Source organism: Epibacterium sp. HA2-3, assembly GCF_055693725.2.
Map to the genome: position 1 here is coordinate 339,296 of NZ_CM172490.1, position 13,815 is coordinate 353,110.

Here is a 13,815-nt window from a genome sequence, read left to right on the forward strand (position 1 = left end):
CTATTTCTGCGTCGGCCAGTGACGGTGAAGATCGTCGATGATGATCGCGTGTTGATGTGGTGTGGTGCCAAATTCGCGCATGTGGGGATGGTCCGCAGGCAGGTCCTCATGGTCATGGAGGATCACGTCGGGCGCGTTCTTGGGCCAGAGCCGCAGGCAGGCAAGGATGCCGAGCCCGGAGAGGGCTGCCAGCACGACCAGTGCTGGCAATGGGCCAAGCCCCGTCATCAGCCAGCCGGACAGCGGATAGGTCAGCAGCCAGCAGGCGTGGGACAGCGCAAACTGCGCGGCAAAGATTGCAGGGCGGTCTTCGGCATGGGCGGAGCGGCGCAGCAAACGGCCCGAGGGCGTTTGTGTGCTTGAATAGCCGATCCCAACCAGAAACCACGCCACCAGCACCCCAGCCCAGGACAGATCGGCAAGGGCAATGACAGCCGCAAGACCAAGAAGCGCCCCCACCATCAGGGCGGCCCCGACGATCATCACCGGACGGTCCTTCAGCGTGTCGAGCACCCGCGGCAGCGCCAAAGACGCCAGCATCGACCCGGCCCCGAAGGCAAAGAGGGTCCAGGCAAGCGCGCTCTCGGAGAGGCCAAGCTCTCCGCGTATCAGCACAACCGAGTTCACCAGCACCATGGCTCCGGCAGATGCGACCGCGAGGTTCAGACACAAGAGCCCGCGCAGCCGAGGCGTGGCAAGGTAAATCCGAATACCGCGTGTGGTGCGGTCATAGATCCCGCGCCGGGTGCTTGGCTTGGGGCTGGGCAGGAGCACCGAGACCACAAGCAGCGCAGATCCCAGAAACCCGATCGCCGTGCCGAGGAACAGCGTGTTGTAGGCCATCACGGTCAACAGCAGCGCGGCCAGTGTCGGGCTGATGATATTTTCGAGATCATAGGCGAGGCGCGACAGTGACAGCGCGCGGGTGTAGCGCTCCTCTTCGGGCAACACATCCGGAAGGGTTGCCTGAAAGGTGGGCGTAAAGGCGGCGGAGGCCGATTGCAGCAGGAAGATCAGCACATAGACCTGCCAGATCTCGGTCACAAAGGGCAGGGCGATGGCAACCCCGGCGCGAACCAGATCGAGGATCACGAGCAACTGGCGTCGGTTCACCCTGTCGGCAAAGGCCCCGGCCACCGGCGCTATCCCCACATAGGCGACCATCTTCAGGGTAAAGACAGTGCCGAGCACCATCGCGGCGCTGTTGCCCGCCAGGTCATAGGCCAATAGCCCAAGCGCGACCGTCGACAGCCCCGTGCCTAACAGGGCGACGACCTGCGCGAGGAAAAGATGCCGGTAGGTGCGGTCTGCCAAAATCGAGAGCATCAGAAACCTCGGCGGGCTGGGGCGGGTCGACCGCGGGAATGATCCGGGCTGGGCGTGGGCTGTGCCATAGACAAGCGCTAGCGCCGCCAGAAGGATATGGCAAGGCGACAAACGGGCGCCGCGCCGGTGACAAATCCGATCCTTGAACGGCGCAGGCGATTGGCCCTTTTGAAGAAATCATGGCGCCAACCCCGCCGAATGTCGTATGAACGGGCGCGGCCGCACTGGTTCACGACATCTGAAGGACACCCGATGACCCAAACCGTCTACATTCTCAATGGGCCCAACCTGAACCTTCTGGGCACCCGCGAGCCCGAGATCTATGGGCGCGAAACGCTGGCCGACATCGAGGCGCGGTGTCGCACGCTCTGCGAGGGGCACGGGTTTGAGCTCCTGTTCTTGCAGTCCAACCATGAGGGCCAGCTTGTCGACTGGATTCAGGAGGCCCGGACCTCGGCCTGCGGTATCATCATCAACCCCGCAGCCTATACGCATACCTCTGTGGCCATTCGCGATGCGCTAAGCGCCTGCGAGATGCCGATCTTCGAGGTGCATCTGTCGAATGTACATGCGCGCGAGGCCTTTCGGCACCATTCCTATGTGTCGGCGATTGCGACCGGGGTGATCGCTGGGTTTGGCTCTTTTGGCTATGTCGCCGCGCTAGAGAAACTGGCGCAGGACGTTGGAGCCTGAACGCCCTACCCTCCTAACGGACGGAGGTGTGGCTGGTCTTCTCCCATAGCTGACGCGGGGTCGCACTGTCTGCGGGTGGCCGCGGTTTTCTACCGGGTTTGAGGTTCCTATGAGCACACGTGGGGATCGGCGCAGGCCGGCGCGCGCCCATGGGCGGGTCCGACTGTGCCCAATACGCCCGACATCTTGCGCCCCACGTTTTGTCCCCGCACGTCGGGGTTTTTTGGTTTGCGCCCTTTGAAAGAACACGCCACAAATCCGGCTGTAAGGGAGGAAAACTAGAAATGACTGACATAACAAGCGGGTATGCCGCCTCAAAGGGTGCCGCGCACGCGCAGCTGGACCGTGCGCGCCTGGACCCCGAACTCTATAACGAGGATCAACTGCCCACCACCGCCGCCGAGCGCACATGGAACTGGCTGTCGATTTCGGCGCTTTGGGTCGGGATGGTGGTCTGTATCCCAACGTATCTTTTGGCGTCCTATCTGATTGGCGCTGGAATGAGCTGGGATCAGGCGGTTCTGACCATCCTGGCAGCCAATGCCATCGTGCTCATCCCGATGGTGCTGGTGGGCCATGCCGGCACCAAATACGGCATCCCGTTTCCGGTGCTGTTGCGCGCGTCCTTTGGTCCCGTGGGGGCCAAGATCCCGGCTGTTGCCCGTGGGATCGTGGCCTGCGGCTGGTTTGGCATCCAGACATGGGTTGGCGGTTCTGCGATCTTTGTGATCGTCAACAAGCTCACCGGAGGCGCGCTCGCGGGGGAGGCGCTGCCGCTTCTGGGGATCAGCCTTGGCGAATTTGTCTGCTTCTTGGCGTTCTGGGGCCTGCATCTCTACTTCATCAAGAACGGCACCGAGTCGATCCGCTGGCTCGAGACTTATGCCGCGCCGTTCCTGCTGGCGATGGGGCTTGCGCTCCTGGCCTGGGCCTATTCTGCGGCGGGCGGTTTTGGCGAGATGCTCTCCACCCCCAGCGCCTTTGATGTGGGTCAGCCCAAAGAGGGGCAGTTCTGGGCGGTGTTCTGGCCAAGCCTGACGGGCATGATTGGCTATTGGGCGACGCTTGCGCTCAATATTCCGGATTTCACCCGTCACGCCCGCAGCCAGAAAGATCAGCTGGTGGGGCAGATGGTCGGTCTGCCGATCCCGATGGCGTTGTTTGCCTTTATCGCCTCTGCTGTGACCTCGGCCACGGTTGTGATCTTTGGTGAGGCGATCTGGGATCCGGTGCAGCTCTCTGAACGCATGGGCGGCTCTGCGGTGATCATCGCGCTTTGTGCGCTGATCGTGGCGACGCTGACGACAAACCTTGCGGCCAATGTGGTCGCCCCTGCCCATGGGTTTGCCAATCTTGCGCCAAGCAAGATCAACCTTAAGCGTGGCGGCTATATCACGGCAGCCATCGGGATCGCGATGTTCCCGTGGATTCTGGTGAACCACATCGTTGGGTGGCTGATTGCCTATTCCGCGCTTTTGGGGCCGATCGCGGGCGTGATGCTGGCGGATTATTACCTCTTGCGCAGAACCCGGCTCGAGGTTGCGGATCTCTTTAAATCAAACGGCATCTATGCGGGGCACAATGGCACCAACTGGGCCGGTGTCCTGGCGCTGGTCATCGGCATTTTGCCAAATCTGCCGGGCTTTCTGGCCGGGGTAGGTCTTACGGATGGGACCTCGCCGTTCTTTGCGATGATCTATACCTACGCCTGGTTTGTGGGGCTCTTTGTTGCGGGCGCGGCCTATTTGCTGCTCTCCAAAATGGTTAACAGATAACAACTGTTGCTCCGGGGGAAGACCCCGGAGCGCCTTGATTGTCGCGCCAACTATCCAGCGTCTAGCGACAAAAAGCACCCTCAACTCAAAATGTTGACATGATTCGGTCGAGTGGTTAACAAAAGGTAAACGTCAAGTAACAAGTTTATCGTCGGTGGCATTTTGCGGACCGGTGACGGGTGAGGGACAAAATGCAGCAGTTGAAACAGAGGCAGGATTTCACTGCCCGGTCGGCGCACACCAGCAGAACAGAGACCCCGCGATCTCCTACACAGATCAAGACGATTTCCACGTCCGGCAATATCAAGCTGGCCCTCAAGAGCAGGCCTGACGCGGAGGGGCCCGCTGATGCGGCCAACCTGCCGCCCAAGGCCCAGCCCAAAGCGGTTTCAGCTGGCCCCCGACAGGACGCCCCGCCCGCATCTGAACACGCATTTGGATCAGGTGGCGATTTTGGCGGCCAGCCGCGCGGAGCGGGTTTTTTGTCCGATGAACGCTTTGCCAAGCCAGCTTTGGCGGCAGCTGCGCTGGCGGGGCTCCTGATCCTCGGCGCCACCACATTTGCGCTGTTGCCAGAGACCGAGGTCCCTGTAGAGGTGTCGCAAACCGCCGCGGGAACTGCCACGTCCGGGCCTTCTGACAACCTCGCCCGCTTGATGCAGGTGGCGGCAGTTAACCCGTCACCTGCTTCGGCAGAGGTCGCGCCCGCCGCTGACACCCCCGCATTGGCCGCGGCTGCAACGGGGGCAGGCGATGACATCATGTCGAAGATGACCGCCGGCACCTTGGCCGCGCTGCGCAGTCCTGCGCCGACTGCTGCGGCTCAGACCGACACTGGCGGGCGAGCGTCCCAGGCCGGGGGTGGTGCGCTTTATCAGTTGGTGATGACGGCGCATGCTCAGGGGCAGTCGCCAGCCTATATCGACCAAATGCTCAACGCCGCCTATCAGCGCGGCCAGATCTCGGTGCCAGAGGGGCTTGTTCGCGCCGATGGACGTGTCGACACGACCACCATACTGAGCCTTTTTATCCATTGATAACAGAGAAATAGCCCCGTGTTTTCCAGTGCGACTGGCGACGCGGTAGCAAGGCAAAGATCAAGAGCGAGCGCCAAGCTCGACAGGACGATACCATCTAAAATTGTTCTTCAGGGGGACCGAATGAGAAGATTGATCGCGGCTGCGGTGCTGGGCGTGTCTGCGCTCTGGGCGCAGGCAAGTGCAGCGCAAACCTGTGGTGGCATGTACACGGTTCAGCCCGGAGACAGCCTCTCGGTGATTGCGGATCGGCTCTATAAGAATGCGGGCATGTGGACTGCGATCCACAACCGCAACATAGCCGCCATCGGCCCCAAACCCGGATCGATCCGGGTGGGGATGCGGCTGGAGATCACCTGCCTCAATGGGTTGCCCGTTGGTCTTGAAGGCGGGCGCGCACTGAGTGCGTCCGCCCCGACAGAGGCGACGCCGGTCCAGATCGTCGCAGGCAATGCCACGGTGCGCCAGAGGATCAACCTTCTGACGGGGGATGATTTTGAACCCTTTACCGGAAAGTCCCTGCACAACGGCGGGCTGCTGACGGATCTGGTGAATGCGGCCATGACCGAGGCCAACCCCGCGCAGGGGTTTGCGATCCATTGGGTCGACCATTGGGCGGCGCATTTCGACCCGCTCTTGTCCAATGCGCTCCTCGACATCGGGTTTCCGTGGTACAAACCCAATTGCGCCGAGTTGCCAGACAACTACCGCTGTCAGAACCTGCTGTTCTCTGACCCGCTTTTTGAGACCTTGACCCTGATGTTCGCGGATGCGGCGCGCCCGGTGTCTTTTGGCAGCGACGAGGACCTCTACGGCAAATCGATCTGTCGCCCCAAAGGCTATGATACCTCTATTTTCAACGAAAACGGCCGCAACTGGCTGCGCGAGGACAAGATCACGCTGGTGGTCGGCGCAACGCCCGGTGACTGCTTTGACATGGTGCTTGAGGGCAAGGCCGACGGGGTAGTGCTGAATGAATTCACCGGTCGCGACAAGATGAAGGAAATGGGGATCGTGGAGCGCATCCAGGTGGTGCCACAACCGATTTCGATCCAGTCGCACCATGTGGTTGTCCATAAGTCCCACCCGCAGGCCCAGGAGCTGTTGGCCATTGTAAACACCGGGCTGCGCGGGATCCGGGAGGATGGCTCCTATCAGGCCATCGTCGAGGACCATCTGGCACGCGTCTGGGCCGGATTTTGACGGGGGCGGGGATGCAACGCGATTTGGCTTTCTGGATCGGTCGCCTGCTTTTGGTGGTTGGGCTGCTGTCGGGGGTGGCCCCCAGTGCCGCCCGGGCGATTTGTGATGTGGATTATGTGGTCCAGCCGGGGGATAATCTTTTTACCATCGCGGAAGCCCATTACGGGGACCGCGATCGCTGGACGGTGATTTATTATCGCAATCAGGGCGAGCTGGCGGGGCCTTCGGTCATTCCGGGGCGCACGCTGTTTATTCCCTGCCCACCCAATATGCCAATCGAGAGCGCCCCCGCTGACGCGGTCGTGACGCAGGAGACGACTCCGGCCCCAACGGTGCAGCCCGCCGCAGAGCTCAATCTCTTGACCGGTGGGCAGTATGCGCCTTTCACCGATCCTGACCTGCCTGAACAAGGGCTCATCACCGAGCTTGTGCGCGCCGCGCTGGAGGTGGCCCCGTCGCCGGTGCCCTACGCGATTGGCTGGGACAATGATTGGAGCCAGCATCTGTCGCCAAAGCTGGAGAGCAAGCAGTTCGACATGGGGTTTCCCTGGGCAAAACCGGATTGTGCGGATGACCCGAGTGCGGTGCGCTGCGTGCGCTATCACTACTCCGATCCGCTAATGGAAGTCCCGGTGATGCTCTTTGTGCGCAGCGGCGGGGGCATGGTCTACGGCAGCGACGCGGACGTGATTGGCAAGACTCTGTGCCGCCCGCTGCGCGAGGATGTCTTTGATCTCGACACAGCAGCGCGGCGCTGGATCAGCGACGACAAAGTGACCCTTGTGCAGCCTGCCGCTGCCGGCGACTGTTTGCGAATGGTGGCCGACGGGCGTGTGGACGCGGCGGCTCTCAATCTCTTTGTGGGGGCGAGCGCGCTGGTGGCCGAAGGGCTGCGGGGGCGGGTCGAGCCGCTTGAAAAGCCGCTGTCGCAGGTGAGTCTCCATGTGATTATCTCAAAGACCCATTGGCGCGGCACCTCGCATCTCTATCGAATGAACGCCGGGTTGCGCCACCTGCGCGAGAGCGGGCGATACGATGAAATCGTAAGCAGACACATGGAGTTGTTCTGGTCGGGCCTCCAATAAGATCCGCTGCAGCCTTGCCATATCGGAAACAATGTCCCGGTGATCCTCGTGATTATCGGTTGATTTTGAATTACAAATATCTCTTTGAGCTTCGAGGGAATGATGAAACTGTGCTTGTTTAACGGCACGGGAAGGATTCTGATGGATACTGCCTGCTAGTGTTAACGAGGACCAAGTATGAAACGGAGACCGAAGCGGTGCGCGATTGGGTGCAGTCATTTTTTGTAGCTCTGGGGAACCGGACGTATCTGCCAACCTGGATCGCACTCTTTGTCGTTGGCATCGCCTTTGCCTATGCAGAGAGACAGAACCAGATCATCAATGATCAGGAACTGCGCGCCGAGGTGCAGGCAGAAGTCGGGCTGATCCGATCCCATCTCGAAGGCAAGCTGACAGCAGATGTGCAGCTGATCAAAGGTCTTGTCGGGGCGTTGATGGCTGAACAGCTGATGACGCAGGAAACCTTTAACGAGGTGGCCTCTTACGCTGCCGGTGATCGGCATGAAATCCTGAACATCGCCATCGCGCCCGATCTGGTTGTCACCATGGTCTACCCCTACGAGCGCAACAAGGCGGTGCTCGGCCTTGATTACAACAAGAACGAAGCCCAGCGAGAAGCCGTTATGCGCATGCGTGACAGTGGCGAGATCGTGTTGGCGGGTCCGGTGAACCTCGTGCAAGGGGGCACGGGGTTTATCATTCGCTACCCGGTCTTTGCCGGTGAAGGCGCGGATCGCAGGTTCTGGGGTATGGTCGCGGCCGTGATCGACGCCGATGCGCTTTATGCGGAGGCGGGGCTCGCGGCAGAGGACCTGCCGATTGAAATCGCACTCAGTGGCCGTGACGGAACAGGCCATCAGGGGGGTGTTTTCTACGGGGATCAGAACATTCACGACCATGATCCGATTGTGACGGATGTGTTTCTGCCAACCGGCACCTGGGAATTGGCGGCGATTCCGCGTGGCGGCTGGCCCAAACAGCCCGGGAACCTGCTAGAATTGAGGCTGGTCCTTTTGGCGGCCGGGATCTTGATCATTGTGCCGACGTTCATGGCATGCCGGCTCTCTGCGGTGCGGCGGGCGACCATCAACACGCTGCGCAAACGTGAAACCGAGCTGGAGCGCAATCAGGCGGAGCTTGAACAGCTCTCGACCGTGGCGCAGAACGCATCGGACAGCATCGTTCTGAGCGGTCCAGATCAGCGGATCTTCTGGGTCAACGAGGCGTTTTCGCGCATGACTGGCTACACGGTTGACGAGGCCGTCGGCAAACGCCCCGGCGAGCTGTTGAACGGACCTGAGACCGACCCGGCCACCATCCGCGAGATCAGCGAGTATATCTCGCGCGGGGAGCGGCTCCACCGCGAGATCCTGAATTACACCAAAAGCGGCAAGACGATTTGGGTCGATACCAATCTTGTGCCCGTGCTTGATGAGGACGGCGAGATAAACATGGTGATTGGCATCGAACGCGATGTGACCTCGCAAAAGCAGAACGCGGCAGAACTGGCGGTGGCCAAGGTTGCGGCAGAGCAGGCAGATCGCACCAAGACGGAATTTCTCGCCAATATGAGCCATGAGATCCGCACCCCCATGAACGGCATCATTGGCATGGCGGATCTCCTGTCGGAGACGGAGCTACACGAGGATCAGGAGCAATATGTCCAGATCATCCGCACCTCCTCGAAGGCGCTGTTGAAGATCATCAACGACATTCTGGATCTCACCCGGATGGAGTCCGGCAAACTCTCGCTGGAGCCTGTCGATTTCGATCTTGAGAGCTGCATCGAGAATGCTGTTGATATTCTGCGTCCCGTCGCCAGCGAAAAGGGGCTGGATCTGACCGTCAATTACGCCTCGGGGCTGCCAAGAACCGTGCGGGCTGACGATGGACGCCTGCGACAGATCCTTGTGAACCTCGTCGGCAATGCAGTGAAATTCACGGCCTCCGGTCGCGTGGATGTGCGCGTGCTCTGCGCATCAACCAACCCCTACCGGCTGACGATTGACGTGCAGGACACCGGGATCGGCATGACGTCTGCGCAGCTGCACAATATCTTTGATCGATTTTCGCAGGCAGATGCGGCGACCACGCGCTCCTTTGGCGGCACCGGCCTCGGGCTGACGATCTCGCGCTTGCTGGCAAAGCAGATGGACGGGGATATCACCGTGTATTCCGACCCGGGACGAGGCAGCTGTTTCTCGCTGCATATCCAGTGCCAGGCGCCCCTTGGCCTGCCCGGGCATATTGACGCCGACGAAGCGCCGGATCTCGATCTGATCTATGGCTGCAAGGTGCTGCTGGCCGAGGACAATCGCACCAACCGCCTGTTGATCCGCAAATATCTCTCGGATCTCTCTGTCGATCTGATCGAAGCCAGCAATGGCCAAGAGGCGGTGGAACTCTGCGCGCATCATCGTCCGGATCTGATCCTGATGGATATGTCGATGCCGGAAATGGACGGGCTCACGGCGACCCGTCTGATCCGCATGCCGCAAAACCCGCACCAACCACCAATCGTGGCTTTGACGGCCAATGCCTTTGCAAGCGATCGGGAGGCTTGTCTGGCGGCCGGGATGAACGGCTTCTTGTCAAAGCCCATCAACAAGCGCGAGCTCTTGCACGGAATGGCCGGTGTGCTTGATGACCCTGACAACCTCAGACGCGTTGCAAGCGGCTGATCGCGTGACCCTGAGGTGATCTGCAGGTCCAAGGTCAGAAGATCGGGCGTCATACCCAATCAGAAAACCCAAGGCCGCAAACACGGGCCTTGGGTTTTATCGTTTGGATGCGTGGAGCGGTGCAGGCGCCGATCCGCAGTAGAGTCACGCCCGCGCCGTTTGCGGCAGAACAAAGACGGCGGCATCTGCGGGCACTTTTCCGATGCGCAGGTCGCATCCGTAGACCTCTGACAGGCGTTGATCGGTCAGAACGTCCGCCACTGTTCCGGCACCTGCGGTCTCTCCGCCGGCCATGACATGCACGTGATCGGCATACATCGCGGTGAGGTTCAGGTCGTGCATCACCGCAACCACCCCGCCACCGCCATCCGCAAACTGGCGCGCGATATCCATCACCGTCAGCTGATGGGCGATGTCGAGACTGGAGACAGGCTCGTCCAGAAACAACCAGCAAGGTTGCCCCTCCCGCATCGGAGCGCCGACCTGCGCCAGAACCCGCGCCAGCTGGACCCGCTGTTGTTCGCCTCCGGAGAGTTCCTGATAGGAGCGCCCGGCATAGCCCTCAAGGTCCACGCGGGCCAGTGCCTCAAAGGGAAGCCGCGTGTTCTGTGCCTCAGGCCCGGCCATCAGCCCCAGCCGCACTACCTCCAGCACCGTGAACGGAAAGGCGAGATGGGCGGCCTGTGGCAACACCCCGCGCAGGCTTGCCAGCTCCCAGGCGGCGTAGTCCTGCAACAGCCGCCCGTTGAGGGAGATCTGTCCCTCTGACGGCAGCTCTGCAACCAAGGCCTTGAGCAAGGTGGACTTGCCGGAGCCATTTGGTCCCACGATCGCCGAGAGCGCCCCAGCGCGGGCCTTGAACGTCACATCCTTCAGGATCTGCTTTTTGCCGATCGAGAGGGAAATCTGCTGTGCATGCAAGGTCATTGATCCACCATCCCCCGTCGTTTCAGCAAGATCCACAGAAACACTGGCGCGCCAAGGACGGCTGTGACGATGCCGATTGGCAGTTCGGCAGGCGCGATGATGGTACGGCTGATGAGGTCGGCGCCAAGCAGCAGCGTCGCGCCAAGGAGGGCCGCATTGGGCAAGAGCGTGCCATGATCCGGCCCTGTGGCAAGGCGCAGCACATGCGGCACCACGATGCCTACAAAGCCGATGCCCCCGGTGGCTGCAACGGCGACGCCGGTGGCCGCAGCAACCGAGAAGATCGCGGCGTTTTTCATGCGCTGAACTGAAATGCCCATATGGGCGGCGGCCGCTTCACCGAGCGCCAGACAGTTCAACCCATGCGCAAGCCATGTCGCACCCGCGATGGCGATCACGATCACTGGACCTGCGATCATGGATTTCTCCCATGTGGCCCCGGCAAGGGAGCCCATCTGCCAGAATGTCAGGTCACGCAATTGGTTGTCGTCGGCCATATAGACCAGAATGCCAGAAACCGCGCCTGCAAGCGCTCCGAGTGCAATCCCCGCCAGCAGCATCGTTGCCACAGACGTGTGCCCGGCGCGGGTTGAGACACGGTAGAGGATCAAGGTGCTCCCCCAGCCGCCGACAAAGGCCGCAGCCGGGGTTACATAATGACCAAACAGGCCCTGCACCCCGACCGGAAGCAGGCCCCCGAGAACAATCGACAGGATCGCGCCAAGACCTGCGCCGGCTCCCACGCCGACAAGGCCCGGATCGGCAAGCGGGTTGCGAAACAGGCCCTGCATCACTGCCCCCGAGACCGCAAGCGCGGCCCCCACCAGGACACACAGGAGCACGCGCGGCAGGCGAATGTCCCAGAGGACAACGCGCTCCATTGTGCTGAGGTCCTGACCGGAGAGGAGTTTGCCAAGCGCCCCCCAGAGCGAGGTACCAGAGGCGCCGAGGGCGAGGTTTACAACGATGGCAAGGGCCAGCAGCACCACAAGAACGACGCTCAGGCGGCGCGCGAGGATGCGGCGATCAAGCTGTCTGATGTCGCGCGCATAGGGCCCGGGGGAGGGGTCACTCAGTGCCACCATGGTTCAGATCTCACCATATAAAGCGCGGGCGAGTGTCAGCGCCGCATCCGCCGTCCGCGGACCAAACCCCAGAAGATAGAGGCCATTCATGCGCACAACGGAGCCCGTCTCGGCCGCGGGGGTGGTGACGATGGCGGGCAGCGCGAGAAGTGTCTCGTCGGGCATGCCGTGGTCGCCGCCGCGATCCATCATCAGGATCACATCCGGCTGCGCGCGGGTCACGGCCTCGTCGGTCATGAGCTTGTAGCCCTCAAACTCCGACAGCGCGTTGACGCCCCCCGCGAGGGCGATGATGCCATCGGCGGCTGTATTTGTCCCCGAGGCCATGATGCGACCGCCACGCGTGGAAAGGACAAACAAGACGCGTTTGCGCTCGCTGTCGGGAAGGCGTGCGACGCGCTCGGCCACTGCTACCAGTTCGCCCTGTACTTTGTCGGCGAGGGTTGCGGCCGCGTCGGGTTCGCCAATGGCCGCACCCACGGCGTTGATCTTGTCGACGATGCCTTGGGCACTGAAGTCATCCCGCACTTCGACAAAGGTGATGTCGGCCTGTTTCAGGACCGCCAGCGTTTCTGCCGGGCCTGCGCCCGCCTCGGAGACGATCAAGTCCGGGTTCACGGATAGCACCCCCTCGGGTGCAAGGGCGCGCATATAGCCCACATCGGGCAGGGCCTCGGCCTCTGCTGGATAGCTTGATGTAGTGTCGCGGGCGACAATTTTGTCCTCTGCACCAAGGGCATAGATGATTTCCGTAACGGAGCCTCCGATCGAGAGGATCCGGTCTGCGGCCTGCGCCACGGGTGCCGTCATCAGGCTGGCGGTGGCCGTCGCCACCAAGAGAAGGTGACGCATCAGACGGTCTCCTCTGTGTGCAGACGGGGCAGGGTGGAGAGGATGTCGGCCCATGCGGGGCGGCTGTCGCGGGCCTCGGCGTTGCGGCCAAAGATCTGTAGGATGATGTTGCCCTCCCCGTCAAAGGCCTCGAGCGAGAGCGCCGGGCCGCGCTGGGTCGGTTTGTTGACCACATAGACCTCTTTGATGTGATCAAGGCGCAGGTGCAGGTTGAGGCGTGGATCCATCACGTTCTGCCACGGCCCCATTGCGCGCAGGGTCTCGATGGACCCGCTGTGGATCTGGATACAGCCGCGATTGCCGACAAAAAGCATGATCTCTGTTTTGCTCTTGGCCAGTGCCTGCAGGGCGGCGTCCACGGCTTCGGGGGGCACGCGCTCCACAAAGGGCGCGCCGACGATGCGATAAGCGCCCAAGCGGTTCATCTTGAGCTTGGAGGTCAAGCGCAGGAACTGATGGGTATCGGTCATCTTGCGCCATTCATCGCGCAAGACTTCGCATTTGGCAGGGTTGCTCTTGGGCGCCTCTGCGGGTTTGCGCGCGGCCACCTCGAGCACATCGGAGGTGTCGCCGGTGGCCAGCGCTGCCACCACCTCGTCCCAGGCCGCGTGATCGGAGGTCTCGCGCAGGTGGATCTTGTGGACGGCATCGCCCGCGGCATCAAAGATCTGGATCGAGCGCTTGGGGCCGGTGTCGGTGTCTTCATTCAGGGCAAAGGCGTGGACCCAATGGCTTGGAAAGAGGCGCAGGTCGATTTCTGGCTGCAGAATCATCGCGGCATGCGGGCCGCTCTTATAGTTGCCATAGACGCCTACGCGTTCATGCACGCAGGAGGCATTGCGGGTGAGCGCCATGACCTCGCCGAGGCGTTCGATCTGGGGCATCACAGCGTCGGGATGTGCGTGCAACCGGGTCACGCCCCGCCCGGTATAGGCCGCGAGCAACTGTGCCTCGCGGATCTGAAAGCGGTCGCAAAAATCCCGCGCACGCAAGGCGTTGTGCTCTGCGCGCAGGTCGCGGATAACTTGGGGAGACAATGCACTCTGGGCATTGGCGGAAGGGGAATGTGCCTGATCCATCAGGGTCCTCGAACTTTGGGTTGGGAGACTGCTGGCTTGCGCCCTCATGGTTCGGGGCGTTCAGGCTGACGT

Annotated in this window: 11 protein-coding genes; 6 read left to right on the forward strand and 5 right to left on the reverse strand. The window is 61.6% G+C overall.

What is annotated here, in order from left to right; translation table 11 throughout:
* Positions 1 to 1,326: an MFS transporter gene (locus tag ACZ1HH_RS01700; protein ID WP_472637129.1), complete on the reverse strand. Its 1,326-nt coding sequence runs from the start codon at positions 1,324 to 1,326 to the stop codon at positions 1 to 3.
* 252 nt (positions 1,327 to 1,578) lie between these two features.
* Between ACZ1HH_RS01700 and aroQ the strand changes: the two genes are divergently transcribed.
* The 6 genes from aroQ (at position 1,579) to ACZ1HH_RS01730 (ending at position 9,800) form a co-directional block, all read left to right on the forward strand.
* On the forward strand, positions 1,579 to 2,019 hold the full coding sequence (gene aroQ / locus ACZ1HH_RS01705) for a type II 3-dehydroquinate dehydratase (RefSeq protein WP_472637130.1): 441 nt from the start codon (positions 1,579 to 1,581) through the stop codon (positions 2,017 to 2,019).
* 284 nt (positions 2,020 to 2,303) lie between these two features.
* Positions 2,304 to 3,794, forward strand: coding sequence for an NCS1 family nucleobase:cation symporter-1 (locus ACZ1HH_RS01710; protein ID WP_472637131.1), 1,491 nt, complete (start codon positions 2,304 to 2,306; stop codon positions 3,792 to 3,794).
* A 191-nt stretch (positions 3,795 to 3,985) separates the two neighbouring features.
* Positions 3,986 to 4,831 (forward strand): hypothetical protein, encoded by an 846-nt coding sequence (locus ACZ1HH_RS01715; RefSeq protein WP_472637132.1) that lies wholly within the window; start codon positions 3,986 to 3,988, stop codon positions 4,829 to 4,831.
* Positions 4,832 to 4,954: 123 nt separating this feature from the next.
* Positions 4,955 to 6,034 (forward strand): peptidoglycan-binding protein LysM, encoded by a 1,080-nt coding sequence (locus ACZ1HH_RS01720; protein ID WP_472637133.1) that lies wholly within the window; start codon positions 4,955 to 4,957, stop codon positions 6,032 to 6,034.
* Between the two features lie 11 nt (positions 6,035 to 6,045).
* Positions 6,046 to 7,119, forward strand: coding sequence for a LysM peptidoglycan-binding domain-containing protein (locus ACZ1HH_RS01725; protein WP_472637134.1), 1,074 nt, complete (start codon positions 6,046 to 6,048; stop codon positions 7,117 to 7,119).
* 158 nt (positions 7,120 to 7,277) lie between these two features.
* Positions 7,278 to 9,800: an ATP-binding protein gene (locus ACZ1HH_RS01730; RefSeq protein WP_472637135.1), complete on the forward strand. Its 2,523-nt coding sequence runs from the start codon at positions 7,278 to 7,280 to the stop codon at positions 9,798 to 9,800.
* A 144-nt stretch (positions 9,801 to 9,944) separates the two neighbouring features.
* On the opposite strand, the gene ACZ1HH_RS01735 is transcribed toward ACZ1HH_RS01730, so the two are convergent.
* The 4 genes from ACZ1HH_RS01735 to ACZ1HH_RS01750 are packed head-to-tail and all read right to left on the reverse strand — an operon-like array spanning position 9,945 to position 13,743.
* Positions 9,945 to 10,727 carry a heme ABC transporter ATP-binding protein gene (locus tag ACZ1HH_RS01735; protein ID WP_472637136.1) on the reverse strand — a complete coding sequence of 261 codons (783 nt, stop codon included), beginning with the start codon at positions 10,725 to 10,727 and terminating at the stop codon, positions 9,945 to 9,947.
* A complete protein-coding gene (locus tag ACZ1HH_RS01740) occupies positions 10,724 to 11,812 on the reverse strand; it encodes a FecCD family ABC transporter permease (RefSeq protein ID WP_487320344.1) in 1,089 nt (362 codons plus the stop codon). The genes ACZ1HH_RS01735 and ACZ1HH_RS01740 overlap by 4 nt, the downstream gene beginning before the upstream one ends.
* A gap of 3 nt (positions 11,813 to 11,815) precedes the next feature.
* Entirely contained in the window at positions 11,816 to 12,664 is an 849-nt protein-coding gene (locus tag ACZ1HH_RS01745) for a heme/hemin ABC transporter substrate-binding protein (RefSeq protein ID WP_472637137.1), read from the reverse strand.
* Positions 12,664 to 13,743 (reverse strand): hemin-degrading factor, encoded by a 1,080-nt coding sequence (locus tag ACZ1HH_RS01750; protein WP_472637138.1) that lies wholly within the window; start codon positions 13,741 to 13,743, stop codon positions 12,664 to 12,666. The genes ACZ1HH_RS01745 and ACZ1HH_RS01750 overlap by 1 nt, the downstream gene beginning before the upstream one ends.
* Positions 13,744 to 13,815 lie beyond the last annotated feature (72 nt).

What these genes read in the sequence shown, in the direction of transcription:
- ACZ1HH_RS01720 (WP_472637133.1), top strand. Translation starts at nt 4,955, where the DNA reads ATGAGAAGATTGATCGCGGCTGCGGTGCTGGGCGTGTCTGCGCTCTGG.
- aroQ (WP_472637130.1), top strand. Translation starts at nt 1,579, where the DNA reads ATGACCCAAACCGTCTACATTCTCAATGGGCCCAACCTGAACCTTCTG.
- ACZ1HH_RS01710 (WP_472637131.1), top strand. Translation starts at nt 2,304, where the DNA reads ATGACTGACATAACAAGCGGGTATGCCGCCTCAAAGGGTGCCGCGCAC.
- ACZ1HH_RS01715 (WP_472637132.1), top strand. Translation starts at nt 3,986, where the DNA reads ATGCAGCAGTTGAAACAGAGGCAGGATTTCACTGCCCGGTCGGCGCAC.
- ACZ1HH_RS01735 (WP_472637136.1), bottom strand. Translation starts at nt 10,727, where the DNA reads ATGACCTTGCATGCACAGCAGATTTCCCTCTCGATCGGCAAAAAGCAG.
- ACZ1HH_RS01750 (WP_472637138.1), bottom strand. Translation starts at nt 13,743, where the DNA reads ATGGATCAGGCACATTCCCCTTCCGCCAATGCCCAGAGTGCATTGTCT.
- ACZ1HH_RS01700 (WP_472637129.1), bottom strand. Translation starts at nt 1,326, where the DNA reads ATGCTCTCGATTTTGGCAGACCGCACCTACCGGCATCTTTTCCTCGCG.
- ACZ1HH_RS01725 (WP_472637134.1), top strand. Translation starts at nt 6,046, where the DNA reads ATGCAACGCGATTTGGCTTTCTGGATCGGTCGCCTGCTTTTGGTGGTT.
- ACZ1HH_RS01740 (WP_487320344.1), bottom strand. Translation starts at nt 11,812, where the DNA reads ATGGTGGCACTGAGTGACCCCTCCCCCGGGCCCTATGCGCGCGACATC.
- ACZ1HH_RS01745 (WP_472637137.1), bottom strand. Translation starts at nt 12,664, where the DNA reads ATGCGTCACCTTCTCTTGGTGGCGACGGCCACCGCCAGCCTGATGACG.